The 20,722-nt window shown below is 69.7% G+C and carries 18 protein-coding genes; 2 read left to right on the forward strand and 16 right to left on the reverse strand.

Annotated features, from left to right (window positions below):
- The first annotated feature begins 610 nt into the window (after positions 1-610).
- A complete protein-coding gene (locus tag BL254_RS09850; RefSeq protein WP_175648335.1) occupies positions 611-1,879 on the forward strand; it encodes a LuxR C-terminal-related transcriptional regulator in 1,269 nt (422 codons plus the stop codon).
- A gap of 84 nt (positions 1,880-1,963) precedes the next feature.
- Here the strand turns inward: BL254_RS09850 and BL254_RS09855 are convergent, their stop codons facing one another.
- The 10 genes from BL254_RS09855 to BL254_RS09900 form a co-directional block, all read right to left on the reverse strand.
- Positions 1,964-3,715, reverse strand: a complete 1,752-nt coding sequence (locus BL254_RS09855; RefSeq protein WP_047223308.1) for an AMP-binding protein — start codon at positions 3,713-3,715, stop codon at positions 1,964-1,966.
- Positions 3,716-3,848: 133 nt separating this feature from the next.
- Complete coding sequence (gene dmpG, locus BL254_RS09860) at positions 3,849-5,021, reverse strand: 4-hydroxy-2-oxovalerate aldolase (protein WP_076843158.1); 1,173 nt, start codon at positions 5,019-5,021, stop codon at positions 3,849-3,851.
- Positions 5,018-6,034 (reverse strand): acetaldehyde dehydrogenase (acetylating), encoded by a 1,017-nt coding sequence (locus tag BL254_RS09865; protein WP_047223256.1) that lies wholly within the window; start codon positions 6,032-6,034, stop codon positions 5,018-5,020. Before BL254_RS09865 ends, dmpG begins: the two co-directional genes overlap by 4 nt.
- Positions 6,031-6,858: a 2-keto-4-pentenoate hydratase gene (locus BL254_RS09870; protein WP_076843132.1), complete on the reverse strand. Its 828-nt coding sequence runs from the start codon at positions 6,856-6,858 to the stop codon at positions 6,031-6,033. Before BL254_RS09870 ends, BL254_RS09865 begins: the two co-directional genes overlap by 4 nt.
- A gap of 122 nt (positions 6,859-6,980) precedes the next feature.
- A complete protein-coding gene (locus BL254_RS09875) occupies positions 6,981-7,763 on the reverse strand; it encodes an SDR family NAD(P)-dependent oxidoreductase (protein ID WP_047223258.1) in 783 nt (260 codons plus the stop codon).
- Positions 7,760-8,365 (reverse strand): aromatic-ring-hydroxylating dioxygenase subunit beta, encoded by a 606-nt coding sequence (locus BL254_RS09880; RefSeq protein WP_175648336.1) that lies wholly within the window; start codon positions 8,363-8,365, stop codon positions 7,760-7,762. Before BL254_RS09880 ends, BL254_RS09875 begins: the two co-directional genes overlap by 4 nt.
- Positions 8,362-9,564, reverse strand: a complete 1,203-nt coding sequence (locus tag BL254_RS09885; protein WP_371390377.1) for an aromatic ring-hydroxylating dioxygenase subunit alpha — start codon at positions 9,562-9,564, stop codon at positions 8,362-8,364. Before BL254_RS09885 ends, BL254_RS09880 begins: the two co-directional genes overlap by 4 nt.
- A 159-nt stretch (positions 9,565-9,723) precedes the next feature.
- A complete protein-coding gene (locus BL254_RS09890; protein ID WP_047223259.1) occupies positions 9,724-10,575 on the reverse strand; it encodes an alpha/beta fold hydrolase in 852 nt (283 codons plus the stop codon).
- Complete coding sequence (locus BL254_RS09895; protein WP_076843134.1) at positions 10,572-11,648, reverse strand: extradiol ring-cleavage dioxygenase; 1,077 nt, start codon at positions 11,646-11,648, stop codon at positions 10,572-10,574. Before BL254_RS09895 ends, BL254_RS09890 begins: the two co-directional genes overlap by 4 nt.
- A 3-nt stretch (positions 11,649-11,651) precedes the next feature.
- Positions 11,652-12,773 (reverse strand): amidohydrolase family protein, encoded by a 1,122-nt coding sequence (locus BL254_RS09900; protein WP_139342249.1) that lies wholly within the window; start codon positions 12,771-12,773, stop codon positions 11,652-11,654.
- 457 nt (positions 12,774-13,230) lie between these two features.
- Between BL254_RS09900 and BL254_RS09905 the strand changes: the two genes are divergently transcribed.
- A complete protein-coding gene (locus BL254_RS09905; RefSeq protein WP_076843135.1) occupies positions 13,231-13,926 on the forward strand; it encodes a FadR/GntR family transcriptional regulator in 696 nt (231 codons plus the stop codon).
- A gap of 284 nt (positions 13,927-14,210) precedes the next feature.
- Here BL254_RS09905 and BL254_RS09910 read toward each other — a convergent pair whose 3' ends face one another.
- The 6 genes from BL254_RS09910 to BL254_RS09935 all read right to left on the reverse strand — a co-directional run bounded on the left by BL254_RS09910 (position 14,211) and on the right by BL254_RS09935 (position 20,645).
- The gene (locus tag BL254_RS09910; RefSeq protein ID WP_047223262.1) at positions 14,211-14,648 is read right to left on the reverse strand and encodes an ester cyclase; all 438 of its coding nucleotides are present in this window, start codon (positions 14,646-14,648) and stop codon (positions 14,211-14,213) included.
- Between the two features lie 207 nt (positions 14,649-14,855).
- Positions 14,856-16,316: an aldehyde dehydrogenase gene (locus BL254_RS09915; protein ID WP_076843136.1), complete on the reverse strand. Its 1,461-nt coding sequence runs from the start codon at positions 16,314-16,316 to the stop codon at positions 14,856-14,858.
- Positions 16,317-16,375: 59 nt separating this feature from the next.
- Positions 16,376-17,482: an NAD(P)-dependent alcohol dehydrogenase gene (locus tag BL254_RS09920; RefSeq protein WP_076843160.1), complete on the reverse strand. Its 1,107-nt coding sequence runs from the start codon at positions 17,480-17,482 to the stop codon at positions 16,376-16,378.
- Positions 17,483-17,639: 157 nt separating this feature from the next.
- Positions 17,640-17,960 carry a 2Fe-2S iron-sulfur cluster-binding protein gene (locus BL254_RS09925; RefSeq protein WP_076843137.1) on the reverse strand — a complete coding sequence of 107 codons (321 nt, stop codon included), beginning with the start codon at positions 17,958-17,960 and terminating at the stop codon, positions 17,640-17,642.
- Positions 17,961-18,084: 124 nt separating this feature from the next.
- The gene (locus tag BL254_RS09930) at positions 18,085-19,323 is read right to left on the reverse strand and encodes an NAD(P)/FAD-dependent oxidoreductase (protein ID WP_076843138.1); all 1,239 of its coding nucleotides are present in this window, start codon (positions 19,321-19,323) and stop codon (positions 18,085-18,087) included.
- Positions 19,320-20,645, reverse strand: a complete 1,326-nt coding sequence (locus BL254_RS09935; protein WP_083730956.1) for a cytochrome P450 — start codon at positions 20,643-20,645, stop codon at positions 19,320-19,322. Before BL254_RS09935 ends, BL254_RS09930 begins: the two co-directional genes overlap by 4 nt.
- Positions 20,646-20,722: the final 77 nt, after the last annotated feature.

Consider the following 20,722-nt stretch of genomic DNA (forward strand, 5'->3'; position numbering starts at 1 on the left):
GATCCCGATCGAATCGGGGCCAACGGTGCCCAGCCTGGTCACACCACAACAGCCGCAAGATCGCCACATGCGGCCTTTTCAGCATCATGACCCAACCAGGGCCGACCGGCAACGGGTCAACACCTCCGTCCAACATCCCGTACCGACGATCACGGACTCGGCTTCGCGGGACGGCTCCAGCCGCCGGCGCGGAGGGAGGCCGATACGGGGGCGCTGGTACGAGGAGCTCCACCGGGCCGGTCGAAAGCCTGGCGGAGCGTGACCGCTATCCGCCCCGAAGGGATCAACAGTGATCGCCGACAGGGCATACCGGACAACCCGCACCGGGCGCCGCGCCAAACGGATGTACGCTGACGACCAGCGCCGGAGCAGGCACCACAAAACTTCTCAGCACCCCCTCAGCACCCCCCTCAACATCCCTCAGCGCCCCTTCGGAACGCCCCTCGGAACCCGGTACCTGCTGGCCCGGAGCCCGTCGTCGTCCTACTATTCAATCTTGGACAGGCAGCACCTTTCCGCGTCAGGCGGACCGGCCCGCGCGTCGCCCCGGCGGCACCGACCGCGATTCGTGTTCCGGACGGCTCTCGATGACGAGGAAACGGAGGCCATCATGTCCACTACCAGCTCCGGTGATGGTGGCGGACGCTCGCGCGCGGCGCGGGGCGAGAACTGGTTCCTCCGCCGTCCCGAGCTGCCACGCAACGAGCTCGAACGTGTGCGTTCCATTCTCCAGCTGGTAGCCAGGCTGACCGGCTGGGACTGTGCGCCGCTGAGCATCACCCCGTTGGACGCGCACACCGCGGAGATGTCCCTGGCGGCGGCCCAGGACGCCATTACCGAACGGCTGGCCGCCGGCGTGGAGCAGACCGGCGGCCAGGCGCACGCGGAACTGATCGCGGCGCTCACCCGGCTCTGCCAGATCCGGATATCCCTGCGTGACGCGATGCTGGCCCAGCGAACGTCGACGCTGGCCGACGTACGCAATACGTTGAGCCGGTTGCGGGATCTCTCCACGGTCCAGGACCTGATAACCAGAGCTCCCGCCGAGGTCGAAAAACTCGGTTTCGGACGTGCTCTGCTGTCCCAGATCCAGAACTCCCGCTGGGTGGCGAGGTCGGCCTACGTCCGAGGCGATCCGGATCTTGCCGCACTGATGGTGAAGGCCGGCAGCACGGACCCGGTCCTGCTGGACCAGCAGGTGCTGGAGACCGACATGGTCCACCGGCGGCAGCCGATCCTGATCAGGGATGCCCAGGCAAACCCGCAGGTACATCCCCTGCTCAAGATTGTAACTGGCTCACGTTCCTACGTCGCCGCACCGATCGTGTCGATGTCGTCGGTGATCGGCTTCATGCACGCCGACGCGTACACCGACCGGCGGCACGTGGACACTCTGGACCGCGAGGCCATCGGGCTGTTCATGGAGGGCCTGGGCTACGCGATCGAGCGTGCCGTGTTCGCCGACCGGATGCTGGCCCTTCGCGACCAGTTGTGTACCTATACGGCGGGTATATCCGACCTGATGGCATCCTTCACGGCGGACGACATGTCCCTGAAACCCGCCGGCGCCCCCGCCGAGCCCGTTCCGGTTATCGGGACGAACGTGCTGGTCAGGGCGATCGAGGACGTTGTGGACTCGCCTCTGACCCGTCGGGAGATCGAAGTTCTGCGGCATATGGCCGACGGCGCCACCAATGCGCGGRTCGCCACCCGCCTGATGGTTTCCGAGGGCACCGTGAAAGTGCACGTGAAACACATTCTGCGCAAGCTCGGAGCCACCAACCGGGCAGAGGCCGTCTCACGCTATCTGAACACAATGCAACGCCGCCGGCCGGAACCCGCCAGTTCTTTCGGAAAAAAATCCCTCTGGAACAACTAGGCGTCTTCTCCCGGCGCGCACCGTTACCGGCGCCTCCCGGACGGCGGGTCCTGTCAGAACAGTTCCCGCCGGTCCGGAAAAGCGTCACCCCCGCAGCTCCGGAAACTCCTCGTCGCGGTATTCACGGACGGCCGCCCCACTGCCCGCCACAGCGGCCGCGGCGGCGCCGAGCGGATGCAGTTCCTCCTCCCGACGGCGAAGTTCCACCCGCCGGATCTTGCCGGATATCGTCTTGGGCAGCTCGGCGAATTCAAGGCGGCGTATCCGCTTGTACGGCGCGAGCTGCTGGCGGGCGTGGCGCAGAATCGACAGCGCGGTGTCCCGGTCGGGCGCGTGACCGTCGGTGAGTACCACGTACGCCTTCGGGACCGCCAGCCGGATTGCGTCCGGTGACGGGACAACGGCGGCCTCGGCGACGGCGGGATGCTCGATCAGCACGCTCTCCAGCTCGAACGGCGAGATCCGGTAGTCCGACGCCTTGAACACGTCGTCCGCGCGGCCGATGTAGGTGATGTACCCGTCGGCGTCACGCGAGGCCACGTCACCGGTGTGGTAGTAGCCACCCGCCATCGCCTCGGCGTTGCGTACGGCGTCGTCCCGGTAGCCGACCATCAGCCCCAGCGGACGCTGGGCGAGGTCCAGGCAGATCTCACCCTCCTGCGCCGGCTTACCGGTGGTGACGTCGACCAGCGTGACGTGGTATCCGGGCACCGGGCGTCCCATGGAGCCCGGCTTGACGAGCTGGCCCGGCGAGTTGGCGATCTGCACGGTGGTCTCAGTCTGCCCGAAGCCRTCCCGGATGCGCACCCCCCAGGCCTTCTCCACCTGCTCGATGACCTCGGGGTTGAGCGGCTCGCCCGCACCGACGATCTTGCGTGGCGGGTTGCGCACMACCGTGAGGTCGGCCTGGATCAGCATCCGCCACACCGTCGGGGGCGCGCAGAAGCTGTCCACCCCGCACCGGTCGATCTGCGCCAGCAGCGCGGCGGCGTCGAACCGGCTGTAGTTGTAGATCAACACCGTGGCCCCGGCGTTCCAGGGAGCGAAGACGTTGCTCCACGCGTGCTTGGCCCAGCCCGGCGAGGAGATGTTCAGATGCACGTCACCGGGTGTGAGCCCGATCCAGTACATCGTCGACAGATGCCCGGCCGGGTAGGAGGCGTGGGTGTGCTCGACGAGCTTCGGGGCCGCGGTGGTGCCCGAGGTGAAGTAGAGCAGCAACGGGTCGCTGGCCCGGGTCACACCATCCGGGACGAACGCGGCGGGCGCCTGGGCCGCGTCGGCGTAGGAGGCCCAGCCCGCCACCGGCGCTCCGACCGCGATCCGGTCGTACTCGCCGGGCACGTCGGCGAACTTGTCGGTGTCGGCCGCGCCGACAACGACGTAGCGGGCCTGGCCACGGGTGATCCGGTCCCGCAGGTCGGCGGACGCGAGCAGCGTGGTCGCCGGGATGACGACCGCGCCGAGCTTGATCGCCGCGAGCAGCGTCTCCCACAGCTCGACCTGGTTGCCCAGCATGAGCACGATACGGTCACCGCGCGTCACGCCCCGCCCGCGCAGCCAGTTGGCCACCTGGTTCGAGCGGGCGGACAGCTGCGCGAAGGTCTGACGCCGCTCCGAGCCGTCCTGTTCGACGATCCATAACGCGGTCCGGCCGGAGCTGTCCGGGTCGGCACCGAGATGGTCGAACCACTCCAACGCCCAGTTGAACTCCGTCAGCTCCGGCCAGTGGAACCCGGCGTACGCGCTGTCGTAGTCCTCCCGGTGGGCGAGCAGGAAGTCCCGCGCCGCGCGGAACGCGGCCAGACCACCTGCACCCGGCGCCTGTGATGTCAACTGTCCTCCCTGAGTGGTAACCCCGTGAGCGCTGGGACTCCCGGCTGTGCGGCCCTCAGCTGTGCGGTCAGCGACTGTACGACCAGTATCCGTACGACCGGCGGCCGGTGCGCGGCAGCCGGTCCCGCCGCGCTCACCCGGGCCGCCCGGCTTCGACAGCACCGGCAGGGACGGCGCCGGCAGGGACGGCGCCGGCAGGGACGGCGCCGGCAGGGACGGCGCCACCGCCGACAGCGCCGGCCAGGACGGCGTCGTTGCCGCCAACGCCGGTGGGAACCGCGCCGCCCCGGGCGGCGCCGGCCGCGACGAGGTCGAGCGCGACGTCGACGATCATGTCCTCCTGGCCGCCGACGAGGCCGCGGCGGCCCACCTCCACCAGGATGTCGCGGGTGTCCAGCCCGTGCTCACGGGCCGCCCGCTCGGCGTGCCGCAGGAAGCTGGAATAGACACCGGCGTAGCCGAGGGTCAGCGTCTCCCGGTCCACCCGCACCGGCCGGTCCTGCAGTGGGCGGACGATGTCGTCGGCGGCGTCCTGGAGCGCGAACAGGTCGCAGCCGTGCTGCCAGCCCAGCAGGTTCGCCACCGCGATGAACGCCTCGATCGGGCAGTTGCCGGCGCCGGCGCCCTGGCCGGCGAGCGACGCGTCGACCCGGGTGACACCTTCCTCGACGGCCACCACCGAGTTGGCCACGGACAGCGACAGGTTCTCGTGGGCGTGCACACCGATCTGGGTGGCCGGGTCGAGGACGTCCCGGTAGGCGCGGACCCGGTCGCGGACGTCGCCCATCGTCAGGCGCCCGCCGGAGTCGGTCACGTACACGCAGTGCGCGCCGGCGTCCTCCATGATCTTCGCCTGCCGCGCCAGCTCGGCCGGAGGTGCCAGGTGGCTCATCATCAGGAAGCCGGAGACGTCCATACCGAGCTCGCGGGCCCGGGTGATGTGCTGCGGGCTGATGTCGGCCTCGGTGGCGTGGGTGGCCACCCRCACGGACCTGACGCCGAGGTCGAAGGCCCGTTCAAGATGGTGGATGGTGCCGATGCCGGGCAGCAGGAGGGTGGTGAGCACGGCGTTGGTGATCACCTCGGTGGCCGCGGAGATCCACTCCCAGTCGCTGTTGCTGCCCGGCCCGTAGGTCAGGCTGGCGCCCGCCAGGCCGTCGCCGTGGGCGACCTCAATGGCGTCCACACCGGCGGCGTCCAGCGCGGCGGCGATCGTGCGTACCCGCTCCGGGGCGAGGCGATGACGGATGGCGTGCATCCCGTCCCGAAGGGTCACATCCTGGATGTAGAGCCTGGGCGGGGTCACAGGGCCACCTCCGAGCTGACTGGAACGGCTGACACCGCCGGTGACGCTGCCGGCTCCCCCACCGTCGCGGGCCACGCGACGGCCGGCGACCCCGCGGCGGACAGTCGTTCAGCGGTTTGTAGCGCGGCCGAGGTCATGATGTCGAGGTTCCCGGCGTATGCCGGCAGGTAGTGGGCGGCTCCCTCGACCTCCAGGAAGACCGACACCTTCCAGGCCGGCCGCGGGCCGGCGTCGCCGATCAGGGTTCGCAGCGGCTCGTCCGGGTCGACAGGGGCGATCTGGACCTGCTGCTTGAGCCGGTATCCGGGCACGTAACGGGCCACCTCGGCGGCCATCGCGGCGATGCTGGCGCGGATGTCGTCGGGGTCGGCGTCGTCCGCCAGGCACAGCACGGTGTCACGCATGATCATCGGCGGTTCGGCCGGGTTGAGGACGATGATCGCTTTCCCGACGTCCGCGCCGCCGACGACCTCGATGGCGCGCGCGGTGGTCTCGGTGAACTCGTCGATGTTCGCGCGGGTGCCCGGGCCGGCCGACTTCGAGGCGATCGACGCCACGATCTCCCCGTAGCGGACGCGGGTCACCCGGGACACCGCGGCGATCATCGGGATGGTGGCCTGCCCGCCGCAGGTCACCATGTTCACGTTGGGCGCGTCGAGGTGCTGGGAGAGGTTGACCGCCGGGACGACGTACGGCCCGATCGCGGCGGGGGTCAGGTCAACCAGCCGCTTGCCGTACCCGGCCAGCGCGCGCGCGTTCGCCACGTGGGCCTTGGCCGACGTCGCGTCGAACACGACGCCGATCTCGTCGAAGCCCGGCAGGTCGATCAGGCCCTGGACCCCGTTCGCCGTGGTCGGCACCTTCAGGCGGGCCGCGCGGGCCAGCCCGTCCGAGGCGGGATCGATGCCCACCATGGCCGCTATCTCCAGCGTGGACGAGAGCCGCATGATTTTGATCATCAGATCGGTGCCGATGTTCCCCGAGCCGATGACCGCGACCTTGGTGGTGCTCATGAAAGATCCTTCCGGAAGGATGCGGTGACGGTGCCAAGCCCGGTGATGGTCGCCCGGTAGGTGGTGCCGGGCGTCACGGGGACCATCGGGCCGAGCGCGCCGGAGAGGACCAGATCGCCCGCGCGCAGCGGGGATCCGAACTCCCGGGCGGTGCGTGCCAACCACAGCAGCGCCTGGCACGGATCCCCGAGGCAGGCCGCGCCGACACCCTCGGAGACCACCCGCTCGTCGGCGGTCATGGCCATGGTCAGGGTGGTCAGGTCCAGATCGCCGAGCGGCTGGCGGTGGGCGCCGAGGACGAACAGGCCGCAGGAGGCGTTGTCCGCGACCGTGTCGACGATGCTGATGTCCCAGTTCGCGATCCTGCTGTCGACGATCTCCAGCGCCGGCAGGACCTGGGCCACCGAGGCCCGCGCCGTTTCAAGATCAAGATTGGGTTGGTCGAGGTCGGCGCCGAGGACGAACGCCACCTCGGCCTCGATCCGCGGCTGGAGCAGGTCCGCCGGGTCGATCGGGGAGCCCTCGGCCCTGGCCATGTCGGCGAAGAGCACACCGCTGTCGGGCTGGTYGACGCCGAGCTGTCGCTGGACCGCGGGGGAGGTCAGTCCGATCTTGTGCCCGACGAGGCTGCGGTGGGAGCCCACCGCCGCCCTGGTGAGCAGCTGCTGCACCGCGTACGCGGCGGCGATGTCCGACTCGCCCAGCAGGTCCCGCACGGGCGGACAGGGTGTGCGCTRCCGGGTCGCCGCCGTCAGCCGGTCGGCTGCCTGCCGGTACCGCTCCAGGTCGGGCACGGTGCCGGCGGATGTGGGTGAGCTCGTCATGGTGACACGTACTCCCGATGTGCTGAAGCTTCCTGCCCTGAGGATCTTCCTGTCCGAAGCTTCCCGCCGGCGGTACGGCCGTGCCGTCGCCGGCAGGGCCGCGCCGCCGGCACGGCCGCCGGTCAGCCCATGCTGCTGCCGCCGTTGACGCTGAGGACCTGCCCGGTGACGAACCCCGAGTCCTGACGGGCCAGGTATGCCACGGCCGCGGCGACGTCGTCCACGTCGCCGGGCCGGTTCAGCGGGATCAGCTCGACGGCGCGGTCGATGACGTGCACCAGCCGGTCCGACAGCGAGCCCGCGCGCAGGCCCGCGTCAAGCTCCGGAGTGCGCACGTAGGACGGGGCGACGACGTTGACGGTGATCCCGGCGGTGGCGAACTCACGCGCCAGGCCGGTGGTCAGGGCGTGCACCCCGCCCTTGGCGGCGTTGTACACGGCATGGTCCACCAGCCCGTTGCGCACCGACTCGGCACCGATGCTGATGATCCGGCCGTACCCCCGGGCGGCCATGTGCGGCAGCACCGCCAGCGTGCAGCGCAGCACCGTCCACAGGTTGTTGTCGATCGTCGCCCGCAGGGTCTGCTCGGTGTGTTCCAGCGTCGGCCTGATCACCCCGCCGCCGGCGTTGTTGACCAGGATGTCGACGCCGCCGAAGGCGTCGACCGCCGCCCGCAGCAGCTCCTCGCCCGCGCCTGGCCGGGACAGATCCCCGACGTGCCCGGCCAGGTCCACACCGGTGCGGTGGTCGCCCAGCTCGCCGTAGGCGCGCTTGAGCTCCTCGGTGTGCAGGGCCGCGACCAGCACACGGGCCCCGTCGGCGAGCAGCCGGCGCGTGATCCCCAGCCCGATCCCGGTCGCCCCGCCGGTGACCACCGCAGTGCGGCCCTGCAGCGGGGCAGTCACAGGATGATCGCCAGGTCGCCGGCCGGGCGCAGGGTCGTCATGTCCAGGACCACGCGCTTGGACCGGATCCGCAGCCGCCCGTCGATCGCGACGAACCGGTAGTGGTACTTCCCCACGTAGTAGGACGCCTTGCCGTTGCGGAACCGCCACACCGTGAAGGACGCCACGACCGGCAGCTCGTCGCCCTCCCGCACGCCCACCACGACGTTGCTGAACTGGTGGTTCGTGCGCGAGTGCGGGTACTCGCGGTGCGCCCGGCGGCTGTTGAGGCGCTCCACCCGCAGCCGCAGGCGCAGTTCGTCGTCGTCGATGAGGACGAGGTCCCGGGCGGGGTCGCCGTCCGGGCTGTCGTTGCACGGCACGACATAGGACGCCTCGGGCGCGAACAGCGTGAGCCAGGTGTCGAGATCCCAGGCGTCGAGTAACTGGGCCTCCAGGCAGAGGAAGTCCTCGATCCGCGACCGACCGAGCGCGTCCAGGTCGACGACCTCGTCGGGTCGGACCGGCCAGGTCGGCCAGGTGGGTTGGGCCGGCTGCGCGGTCTGGGCCGCCTCGGCGGGCCGGGCGGCCGGACTGGCCGGGGCACCTGTGGTCGTGGTCATCGGGACTCCCTCTCCCCGTAGCCGGCCGTGCCCATCTGCTGGCTCCAGCGTCGCCAGAAGGCGCGCATCTGCGCCTCGTCGTTGGCCGCGGGGGTGCGGGCCATCCCGCGGGAGATGTCGTTCCACTCCACGCCGCCGCTGGTGAACCCCTGCTGGCAGGACTCCAGCGCCTCCAGGTCGTCCGGGGTGGCGAAACCGGCCGGGCCGAGGAAGGTCAGGAAGCTGTCGAGCCGGCGCTGGCGCAGCTGGGCGAGCTCGTCGCGGGGCGCGAGCTCCCACGCGGTGACGTCCATCCGGTTGGGTGCCAGCGGCATGAAGGTACGCACCGTGATCGCCATGATGTCGTTGACGACCAGGTTCGGGTAGATCAGCAGGTTGCGGTTGGTGTCGGCCATCCGGCTGCCGCGCACCTCGCCGTGCCGGGAGATCAGGTCGGCGCGCATGCGGGCGATCTCCTCCCGGGAGTCCTCGCCGAACAGCGGCTCCCACTTGGCGATCGGCCGCCCCCAGGGGGCCCGGTACTCCAGCACGGCGTGCCCGTTGCCCAGGTCGTAGGAGGTGCCGTTCACTCCGCCGGCGAGGTCGGTGCCCAGCGCCAGCAGGTACTTGAAGTAGGTGTCGTGGGTGGAGACGRCGTGGTAGCCGTCGATGCTGTTCTCGGCGAGCAGCTTCCAGTTCGCCTCGATGCAGTACTCGTTGGTCCCCTTGATGATCTCCATTTCCCCGTCGGTGGAGTCGATCACCAGGTCCAGGTACTCGATCGCGCCGGCGAGGTAGCTGACCAGGTCCTCGATGTCCGGGTCGAAGCTGGCGAACACGAACCCCCGGTAGCTTTCCACCCGGGCCACCGGCCTGAGGGACAGCGCGGCCAGATCGAGCTCCCCGCCGTACGCGTCCCGGTCGGGGATCCCCATCAGGCGTCCTTCGGAGTCGAAGGTCCAGGCGTGGTAGAAGCACGAGAACGCCTTGGCGTTGCCGGCCGGCTGCCGGCAGACCACCGCGCCCCGATGGGTGCAGGTGTTGTGGAAGACGTTTATCCGGCCGCTCTTCGCCCCACGGACCATGAACACCGGCCGGCCGCCGATCGGCCGGCGGACATAGTCTCCCGGCCTGGACACCTCGGACTCGTGGCCGACGTAGAGCCACGAGTGGCTGAACACCCGGTCCAGCTCCGCGCGGAACACCTCCGGTGAGGTCATCGTCGAGCGATGGACGCGGAACCGGTGCTGGTCGGTGTCCTCGTCGACCAGCGGAAATCGGTTGTCGGTAGCGGGCGCCGCGTCGAGCAGCGCCGTCGACACTCTTGGTAATTCTGATGTTCTCGATATGGAAGTCACGGGATCATCTCCGCGGGAAGATCACGAACGGACGGCGGACGGGCGCGCCAGGAAACGGCGCACGATCTCGGAGAAGTCGTCGGCACGCTCGATCTGCGTCCAGTGCCCGCAGCGGGCGAAGACCGCCAGGTCGGCGTCGGGCAGCAGGCGGACCATGTTCCAGGCGACCTCGACCGGGACGACCTTGTCCTCCCGTCCGTGCACCAGCAGTGTCGGGGTGGTGATGGTGACGACCTCGTCCGCCTCGATGGCGAGCTGGCTGCCGGCGTGGCGGGGGCTGAAGAACATGTCGCGGTAGGCCTCGAAGGCGCCCGGGGCGACGCTGGCCTCGTGCCGGATCCGCACCAGGTCGTCGGTGATGATGGTCGGGTCGACCGCGAAGCAGTCGAGCAGCAGCCGGCGCATGTTCTCCAGCGACGGCTCGTACTCCCGCAGCGCGCGCAGACCCTCGGTGGGCGTCATCCCCACGCCGGGGACACCCATCAGCACCATCCGGCCCAGCCGTTCGGGGTGCTGCGAGGCCATCCCCAGCGCGATCCGCCCGCCAAGCGAGTTGCCGACCACCGACACCCGCTCGAGCTCGAGCGCGTCCAGCAGCGCCCAGGTGTGGTCGATCCAGGTGGCCAGCGAGTAGTGGATGTCGGCGGGCCGTTCGGTGTGGCCGAAGCCGACGATGTCGGGGGCGATCACCCGGAACTGCTGTGCCAGCACGGGGATCGTCAGACGCCAGTTCGCCCACGCCGAGACCCCGGGCCCGGATCCGTGCAGCAGCAGCACCGGGTCCCCGGAGCCGAGGTCGTGGTAGTGCGTCGGGATGCCACCGGCGTCGACCGTCCGCCCGGTGGCCTCGTCGGTGACCGTCGTTGCGCTCACAGACCGGCCTTTCCCTCGAAGATCGCGAAACACTTGTTGGAGTTGAAGACGTCGGTGACCACGAAGGTGGACCAGCTCAGCGGCATGCCGAGCTCGTCCATGGCGCCGGCCAGGCAGAACCAGTTGAGCATCTCGTGCTGTCCGGCCCGCACGATCTGAGCACTGGTGACGCTGGTCCACGTCGCGTAGTCGCCCCGCACGAACGCCTCGTACAGCCGCAGGTCGGCCGCGGTGTCGGGGCGCAGGTGCCAGGAGGCGTCGGTGAGGAACGCGTGCGACCAGCTGGACGAGGCCACCAGGGCGATCCGCTTGTTGCCGTGGTTCAGCGCGCGCGCCACCGCCCGCCCGAGGTCGAAGCAGCGCGCCGGGGACGGGCCGACCGGGTCCAGCTGCTCGTCGCGGATCTCGGCGAACCGGGCCAGCGCGCCCCGGCGGGCGATCGCGTGCTGGCCGTAGCAGYTCACCGTGATCGGCAACAACCGGTAGGGGAACTCGGTACCGGCGTGGTCGTAGTCCAGGAACAGCTGGGTGTTGACGATCGCGTGGGGGAAGTGGGCACCGACCCGCTTCCGGTAGGAGTAGGCGACGTCGAAACCGTCCTGGAGCAGGTCGTCGGTGAGCGCCCGGGCCGCGGCGGCGTCGGAGCGCAGGGCGAACGTCATGTCGTCCGGCCGGCCCCAGGCGTTCGGGCTGCCCCGTTCGTTCATCAGCGCGAACGGGTGCACCTCGGTGTCGTCGTAGGCCAGCACGCAGAAGGGCGGTATCACCTCCTCCCGGAAGTTCTCGTACTGGTCGTCGCCCCACACCACGAGCAGGTCCGGCTGGAAGGCGTCGAGCGCGGCCCGGCACCGGGCAAGGCCCGCGCGCAGCTCGCGGCGGTGCTCGGCGGCGGCCGCGACTCCCTGGTCGTCAGCCCACTCCCGGCGCATCAGCTCCGGCCAGGACGCCGGATCCTTCTCCGCCTCGGGGATGTCGGGATCCTGCAACGTCCACCGCAGCAGCCCGGCCATGTGCTCGTCGGTGCCGGCGAGTAACGGATAATGGGTCAGCCCGAGCCCGAGAAACTCCGCCATGTCTCACTCCTTTGGTTCGCCCGGACGGCCCGTTGGCACGAGCCGTCTGTCCAGGCCGATGAGCTCGAGCGCGTTCTGCCGGCCGATGGCGGCCCGCAGGCCGGCGGTCAGCCGCTCGTGCGGCCCGGCGAGCACCGCGCCCGCCGGGCTCTCCCGCGCTGCGAAGGGATAGTCGGTACCGAGCAGGACGTGCTCGGCGCCGAAGCGCGCCACCGCCAGCAGCAGGCTGTCCACGTCGTAGGTCAGCGAGTCGCTGTAGAACGAACGGGCCAGCGCGCTCGGTAACTGGTCCGCTGGCAGCGCCGGATCGCTGATGAGCCGGCCCCGGTCCAGCCGGGGCAGCAGCCACGGCAGGCAGCCACCGCCGTGCGCCAGGCACAGCCGCAGCCCCGGCCGGCGTGCGGGGGCACCGCCGGCCAGCAGGCCTGCGATCGCGATCCCGGTCTCGGACGGCATGCCGGCGCCGAAACCCACCCCGAGCCGGGCCAGCCGCGGATCCAGCGTCGAGTCGGCGGGATGCACCAGCACCAGGGCGCCGAGCTCCCCGGCGGCGGCGAAGAACGGGTCGAACTCGGGGTCACCCAGCTCGGCCTGGCCGACCCGGGTGCCGATCTCGACACCGAGGAAGCCCAGCTCCCGCACGCACCGGTACAGCTCGGTGACGGCCGCGGCGGGATCCTGCAACGGCACCGCGCCCAGGGCGCGGAAACGCCGGGGGTACTCGGCGACCAGCGAGGCGAGGAAGTCGTTCTGCGACCGCGCGAGGACCGCCGCGCCGCCGGCCGGGGCGTCATGACAGAAAGTGATCGGGATCGGGGACAGCACCTGCACCGCGACGCCTTCGGCGTCCATGTCGGCCAGCCGGCGCCGCGCCGACCAGCAGCGGTCGTCGATGTCGCGGTACGGCCGCCCGCCGACGAGGATGCGCGCCCGGGTGTCGCCGAGCCGTTGGACGCAGGGCCAGCCCCGCCAGCCGTCACGGCTGGCGAGATCGGGCAGCCACGGCGCGATGGCGTGCGTGTGCACGTCGACCAGGCCTGTGTCGACCAGGCCCGCGTCGGGCGGCCGCTCGCCGACCGGCACGTCGCCGGCCACCGCTTCCCCTGCCGCCACCTCGCCTGTCATGGCGCTACCCGCCGCAGGCGTCGTCGGCGGGCGAGGACGGCGTGTTCACGGACGTCCGCTCAGGGGCCGGTCGATAGATGATCAATTGGCACCAGTCCTTCTCCGGGACCGCCAAGGTCTGCCATCCGACTGGCGCAACCATAACTATTCTGCATACATGTTTCAAGCATATATCTGAAGATCAGATCTGCAACGTCCGACTGTGCCCTTATGAACAGCTACTATCAGTGGAGTCTGCCGACAGGAGGCAGCATAATCTTGTTACAAGATTCGGTGATGATCGGATATTCGTCCGATCCATGGGCAGGCCCCTGCCGACCGGAGCACCGCCGGCCGGAGCACCGCCGGCCGGAATGCCACCGGCCGGAGTACCGCCAGCCGGAGTACCGCCAGCCGGGGTACCGATGTGGACCGGGATGTGGACCAGTGGGACGCGGACCAGTAAGGAGCGCGGACGATGCCAGCTGACGCGACGCCTCGAAGTTCTCGCGCGCAGCAGGTCGCGGCGGAGATCGAGGCCTGGATCCTCGCCGAGCGGCTGCCCGCCGGCAGCCGGCTCGGGCTGCGCACCGAACTGATCAGCCGTTTCGAGGTCAGCCCCTCGGTGATGAACGAGGCCCTGGGCATCCTGCGCGAACGCGACCTGATCACGGTCCGGCCCGGGCCCAACGGCGGGGTGTTCGTGGCCAACCCACCGCCCCAGGTCCGTCTCGGCGGTGTCGACCTGTGGCACCAGGGGCTGACCGTCGACCCCGAGCATCTCTTCGAGGCACGCGCCTACCTGGACACGCTCTTCCCACCAGTGGCGCTGCGGCGCGCCTCGCCCGAGGACGTGCGGGCGATGGAATGGGCCCTGCACGACATGCAGGCTGCGACGGACGACCCGCACGCCTATCTGGCCGCGAACATGCGCCTGCACCTGGCCATCGCGCGGGCGTCCCGGATCGAGGTCCTGGTCGGGCTCTACCAGACGATCGTGTCGATCCTCAGCGCCACGCTCACGAAGGCGACGTACGTGGAGGGCAGTGAGGAGCTGCGCCGCCACAACCTGGAGGTGCACGGCAACCTCGTCGCCGCGATCCGGGAGCAGGACATGGTCGCAATGGAGAAGATCGTCGCGCTGCACCGCCAGGACATGGTCCGCATCACCTGACCGGGCGGGCGGACGGGCGCGGCCGGCCAGCGTCCGCGGCATCGCCGCCGGCCGGCCGGCGCCCGGCACGGCGAGGCGTACGACCGGGGCGGAGCGGCATCCGCCCCGTGCCGTCGCGACTGTCCGGTTACGCGAGGTCCGCACCTGTCCATGCCCCCGCGCCAGGTACGTCCGGTAACCGGGGAACCGGAGATGACGGAGCTCGTAGCCGCCGACGTGGCGATCGTCGTGGCCCGCCCCCGCTCTCCCGTCTCCCCTGTGCCGGGCCTGTCCTGGCTTTCGTTTCAGGCGAGCCCGAGCTGACGGGCCAGCGTCGTGACGTCCCAGTAGGCGTGGATGGCGGTCGCGCGGCCTTCGGGGTCGACGGTGAAGACGTCGGTGCCCGCCAGGTCGAACGCCCGGCCGGTGGGTGGCACCCCGGGCGGGAAGCCCTCACCGGTGTGAGTCCCGATCATGCGCCATTCCTGGGCGACACGACCGGTGATCTCGTCGACAAGGGGATCGCCCACCGCTTCGAAACGCAGGTCGGGAAACCCCTGCCAGGCCGCCTGGAAGAACCCGTGTGCCCCTTCGAGATCGGTGATGTCGGCCGGCAGCGACGGGTCGACCCACCTGAAACGGCCTGCCAGCAGACCGGGGACAACTTCCAGATCCCGCCCGTTCCAGGCGGCGAAGTAGCGTCCCGGATACGTGGTCAGGGACTCGCGTATCGAGATTCCCATGATCCCTCCTCGTTGACTGGTCATGGCACCACCGCTGTCCGCCCGTCCCAGCGGCATTCCCGTCGCGCGGGGCCGGCGGTAACCGGCCCCGCGCGACGGGAGACCTGCGAGCCATGGACGTCGGACGGCTCACTGACGACCAGCGCCCCAACCGGCCGGCAGGAACATCCGTCCCGTCCGCGCGCACACGTCACATGGCGCTCGGGGTCAGCTGCTGGACGCGTCGAGATAGATCGTCTTGAGGACCTGGAAGGCGTGCAGCCCCTCCGGGCCGAGTTCGCGGCCGATCCCGCTCGACTTGATCCCGCCGAACGGCGCGGTGGGGTCGTTGACGTAGGCGTTGATCCCGATCGTGCCGGACTGGACCTTCCGGGCGAGCGCGGTGCCGCGTTCCGGATCAGCCGTCCACACCGATCCGCCGAGGCCGTAGTCGGTGTCGTTCGCGATGGCGACGGCCTCCTCCTCGGAGGAGTACGGGATCACCGCCAGCACCGGCCCGAAGATCTCCTCCTGGGCGATGGTCTGCTTGTTGTCCACGTCCGCGAAGACCGTGGGCTCGACGTACCATCCCCTGTCGAGGTCCTTGGGCCGCTTGCCGCCGGTGGTCAGCCGGGCCCCTTCGCTCTCGCCCTTGGCGATGTAGGACTCCACCCGCTCCCGCTGCCGGGACGACACCAGCGGACCCAGCTGGGTCGCCGGGTCGAGCGGGTCCCCCACCGCCAGCGAGCTGGCGAGCCCGGTGATGGTGTCGACGACCTCCTGGTATCGGCGCTGGGGGGCGAGGATCCGCGTGCCGAGCCAGCAGATCTGGCCGTTGTTGAGCAGGGTCGAGGCGAAGAAGCTCTGGATGTTGGCCGCCAGGTCGGCGTCGTCGAGCACGATGGCGGCCGACTTGCCACCCAGCTCAAGGGTCACCGGCCGCAGCAGCCGGCCGCAGGTCTCGGCGATCGCGCGCCCGGCGGCGGTCGACCCGGTGAAGGAGACCTTGTCGACCCCGGGATGGGAGACGAGGTAGGCACCGACCTCGCGGCCGCCGGGGACGATGTTGAGCACGCCCGGGGGCAGCCCGGCCTCCAGCGCGGCCTCACCCACGAGGAAGGCGTCCAGCACGGTCTCCGGCGCAGGCTTGATCACGACGGTGGAGCCGCTGRCCAGCGCCGGCGCGATCTTCAGGAAGGAGATCGCCTGCGGCACGTTCCACGGAACCACGGCGCCGACCACACCGACGGGCTCACGGATGACCAGGGAGCGGCCGCCCAGAATGCCGGGGCGTATCTCCTCCAGGCCGCTCTCCGCGACCAGACCGCTGTAGTAGCGCAGCAGCAACGGCGGGAAGCCCGCTTCGAACTGGTTGGCTAACCAGATCGGCATCCCGTTCTGGACGCTGACCCGGCGCGCGGTCTCCGCGCCGCGTGCCTCCAGCGCGGCCGCGAACCGCTCCAGCGCCTCCGCGCGGCGCGCCGGTGACCACCTGGACCATCCGTCCGGATCGTCGAAGGCGCGGCGCGCCGCCGCCACCGCCAGGTCGATGTCCCGTTCGGTCCCCTCCGGGACGCTGCCCACCCGCTCCTCGGTGCTGGCCGAGTGCACGGGGATACTGCCGTTCGAGGCCGGCGCCTGCCAGCCGCCGTCGATGTAGAACTGGTCGTAGTCGATCGTCGTCGTCATTGCATTCTCCTCACGAGAACGGAATCCTGTGCGGGCCGCCGCGCTTACTCCCGCCACGTTCACTCGTGGACAAGAACGATCTTCACCGCCTCGCCGCGGTGCTGCGCCGCCACGGCTTCGTTGATCTGTGTGAACGGCACCGTGGTGATCAGCTTGTCGAAGGGGAACTTCCCGGCCTGGTGCAGCGCGAGCAGCTCGGGGATGAACCGGTCCGGGTCGCTGTCGCCCTCCACGATCCCGTAGATGGTCACTCCCAGCACCTGGGCCTGAATCAGGTTGAGCGACAGCGCGGCCGTCGGGTCGGACGGGACGCCGAGAATCCCCAGGGACGCGTGGGGCGCCAACGACAGCAACGTCTGCTCGAGAACGGACACAATCGCGGTCGTGTCGACCGCGTAGTCCACGCCGCCAGGGATGATCGCGCGAACCTGCTCGGACAGCGGCCCGGCCGCCGGGTCGATCACATGGGTCGCGCCCAGGGAGAGCGCGAGATCCCGGCGGGACTGGATCGGCTCGACGACAATGATCACCGAGAGCTCGCGGACGACTGCGGCGAGCACAGCGGACAGGCCGACAGAGCCGCCGCCGAGGACCAGCAGCGAGGAGCCGGCCTCGGCGTCGAGCGAGTTCAGCACCGCGCCGGCACCCGTCTGAATGYCGCATCCCAGCGGCCCCAGCAGGGCCAGCGGAGCGGTGGGGTCGGTGACCCTGACCACGTTCCGTTCGTGCGCGAGGGCATGTGTCCCGAACGACGACTGCCCGAAGAAGTTGCTGCCCGCCGTGGTCCCGGCAATGCTCAGCGCGCTGGTCCCGTCGGGCCGGACACCGCTGAAGTTGAAGGCCATGAAATTGTGGCAGTAGGCCGGCGAGTCCTTCTTGCACTGCGGGCACGTCCCGCAGCTGTTGAAGCTCAGGACCACCCTGTCACCTTTCTGGACCTTGGTGACGGCGCTGCCCACCTCGACGACCACGCCGCTGCCCTCGTGGCCGAGAACGCCGGGCAGTGGGAAGGGCAGATGCCCCTCCTTGACCGCCAGGTCGGTGTGGCACAGCCCGACCCCGGCGATCTCGACGAGTACCTCGTCCGCCGCCGGCCCGTCGAGGGAGAGCTTGTCCAGCAAAAACTCTCCACCGACCGCTGTCACCACCGCAGCAGTGATGTCCACCATGCCCGCTCCCTCGTCTGTTCCGCTGATTGCATGTTGTTGACCGCCGAACTGCCGGCCAGCCGAGCTACCGGAGGCGAGCCGGTCGGCCAGGGCTCCGATGTGTCACCGCCGGCCGGCGGGCATCCCGCCGGCCGGCGTCCCGGAAGGATCCGGATCAGCCGTTCTCGGCCGACACCGTCACCCGGACCCCTTCACATTCGCCGGTGATGACGAGMTGGCAGGACAGCCGGGAGTTGTCCTGCGCGCCGTCGGAGAACTCCAGCAGCTCGCGTTCCTCGTCGGTCATCTCGTCGAAGAACGCCTGCGACTCCGGATCGACGTAGACGTGGCACGTCGCGCACGAGCAGCTACCGCCGCACTCGGCGACGATTCCCGGCAGGTTGTTGCGAACCGAACCATCCATCACGGTCTGCCCAGGTGGGACGTCGACCGCGCGTTCGGAGCCGTCGGGCAGAACATAGGTGACTACGGGCATTGCGCGCTCCGTGCTCATCCGATTGTTTCATATGGCTTGCTGACGGCCTGACGTAGTGACAGCTTGTTCTGGTTATGGTTTGTCTGGTAATGGTCTGTCTGGTGGCGGTTTATTTGATGGCGGTTTATTTGATGACAGCGTTGCGAAGCGGCACGGCGGGGTCGGYCAGCCGCACCGGGTCGACCCGCTCGCCACCGGCGATGAACTTCTTGCCGGCCATGAAGTCGCCCGGCGAGTTCGCGGACTCCACCGCCGTGATCCTGCCGTCCGTGTGATGGAACAGGGCGAAGCGCCCCGATGCCGGGTCACCGCGCAGGACGGTACCGGGCGGCGCGGACACGACCCCGGCTATCTTGAGCTTCAGGTCGAACTGGTCGGACCAGAACCAGGGCACCTCCGCGTGGGGGGGCGCCGCGCCGACGATCGCGGCCGCGGCCTGCTTGGCCTGCTCCACCGCGCTGGGGATGCTCTCCAGCCGCAGCAGCCCGTCGATGCCCGGCAGTGGCCGGCGGGTTACGTCCCCGATCGCGAAGATCGCCGGATCGCTGGTGCGTGCCTGGTCGTCGACCAGGATCCCCTGGTCGACGACCAGGCCGGCCGCCGCCGCGAGCTCGTCGCGCGGGACGGCGCCGATGCCCACCAGGGCGATGTCGCACGGCACTCGCGTCCCGTCGCCGAGAAGCACGTCCCTGACCCGGCCGTCCTCGCCGGACAGGCCGACGACCTGCGCCCCGGTGATGATCGTCGTGCCGCGCTCCCGGTGGTACGCCTGCATGATCTCCGACAGCCGGCGGCTCGCCACTCTCGCGAGCACCCGCTCCTCGCGTTCGATGACCGTCACCTCGACGCCGCCCGCCCGCGCCACCGCCGCGACCTCCAGGCCGACGTACCCACCACCGATGATCGCGATCCGGCTCCCGCTGATGACGGCCTTACGCAGGACACGGGCATCAGCGAGGGTGCGCAGGGTGAGAACGCCGGCAAGATCGGACCCGGGCGTCGGCAGCCGCCGGGGCTCGGCCCCGGTGGCGAGGACGAGCACGTCGTAGTCGAGGGCCTGCGCGCTGCTCGTGTGCACGCGGCGCGCCGCGGGATCGATCGACTCGACCGACTCGCCCAGCCGGACGGAGATGCCCTGCTCCTGGTAGAACTCCGGCGCGCGCAGCCACTGCTCGAGATCGCCGTCGATGAACTTCTTGGACAGGGGCGGGCGGTGGTACGGCAGCTCCGTCTCCTGACCGAACAGCACGATCTCACCGGCGAAGCCGGCCTGCCGGAGCAGCCCGACCAGCGTGCCACCCGCATGACCTCCTCCGACGACCACCACCCGGCGGTCGTCGGAGGAAACCTGCTGGTGGGTCACCGCAGCTCCAGACTTACCGGCAGTTTCTTCAGCCCGCCGACGAAGTTCGTCTGGACGACCTTGCGCTCACCGATCAGGCTGACCTTCCTGATACGCGGCAGCAGCTCCTCGAACATGATCTTCAGCTCGAGCTTGGCCACGTGCTGGCCGATGCACATGTGGGGGCCGTAGCCAAAGGCGATGTGCTTGTTCGGCCGGCGGTCGATCCGGAACGAGCCGGGATCGTCGAATATGTCGCTGTCGCGGTTGGCCGACTGGTACAGCAGCATCAGCCGGTCACCCTTCCTGATCTCGCTTCCGTTCAGCGTGTAGTCCTGGGTGGCCTGCCGGGTGAACTGCTTGACCGGGGACGCCCAGCGCAGCGCCTCGTTGACCAGGTGCGGGACGAGCGACAGATCCTCCTGGACCCTTTGCAGCTGGTCGGGATGGAGCGCGAGCTGTTCGAGCGCGCCCGAGAGCGTGCTCGACGTCGTGTCGTGACCGGCCGTGGCGATCGCGATGAACCAGCCGTAGGCGAACTCCTTCGGGTAGAACTCGCCGTCCTCCCCCTTCGCGAGYGCGATGATCGTGGCGAGGTCGTCCCTGGGCTCCTTCCGCCGGTTCTCCACCAGCACGTCGAAGTAGGCGTAGAAGTCCCTGATCGCCGCGGACCACTGCTGCGCGGCCGCCTCCGGGGTGAGCGCCTCGACATCCGCCCGGCGCGCCTCGGGGTCCTCCGTGCCGAAGAACTCCTGGCTCAGCGCCATCATCCTCGGCTCGTCCTCCTCGGGCACGCCGAAGAGGGTCATGATGACGTGCAGCGGATAGAAGAGCGCGAACTCCTTGACGAAGTCGATATTGTTCTCGCCTTCGTGCAGGAACTTGCCGATGGCCTCCCGGGCAAGCTCCCGGATGGTGTCCTCCCACTTCTTCAGGTTCGCGGGACGGAACCACTCGACCGCGACGTCCTTGACCGCGGTGTGCTCCGGCGGGTCAAGGTAGGGGAGGGCGTCGAGAATGCGCAGGCTGCCACCGGTGAGGCTCCTGGTGAACTCGTCACCRGCCTGGTTCTGCAGAATCGGGTTGTGGGAGCCCGGCTGGGCACCACCACCGCTGCTGAAAATGTCCGGCTGCCGCTCGATCTCCAYGATGTCGGCATGCTTGGTGACCAGCCAGACCGGATCGTAGCCTTCCACCCTGACCTGGCCGAGCGGATTGTTCTCGCGCAGCCACTGGTAGGCGGCAAACAACCGGTCCTCGTCGGCGTGCCCCTCAGGTAAGACGATCTGACGAGCGATCTCGTCCGGTATCGGGCGGGCGTTCACAGGTGCGATCGCGACCACGAGCTCTCCTTGTACATGATCTTGAATCCAGGTCCACCGAAGGTGGGAGGATGATCAACGGCCCCCTCTCCTGTCGA

It is taken from the genome of Protofrankia sp. BMG5.30 (assembly GCF_001983005.1).
Classification (GTDB): Bacteria; Actinomycetota; Actinomycetes; order Frankiales; family Frankiaceae; genus Protofrankia; species Protofrankia coriariae.

Excerpts from the sequence above, each read along its gene's own strand:
- BL254_RS09900 (WP_139342249.1), bottom strand. The coding sequence starts at position 12,773 with ATGACAGGCGAGGTGGCGGCAGGGGAAGCGGTGGCCGGCGACGTGCCG.
- BL254_RS09905 (WP_076843135.1), top strand. The coding sequence starts at position 13,231 with ATGCCAGCTGACGCGACGCCTCGAAGTTCTCGCGCGCAGCAGGTCGCG.
- BL254_RS09880 (WP_175648336.1), bottom strand. The coding sequence starts at position 8,365 with ATGACCACGACCACAGGTGCCCCGGCCAGTCCGGCCGCCCGGCCCGCC.
- BL254_RS09865 (WP_047223256.1), bottom strand. The coding sequence starts at position 6,034 with ATGAGCACCACCAAGGTCGCGGTCATCGGCTCGGGGAACATCGGCACC.
- BL254_RS09910 (WP_047223262.1), bottom strand. The coding sequence starts at position 14,648 with ATGGGAATCTCGATACGCGAGTCCCTGACCACGTATCCGGGACGCTAC.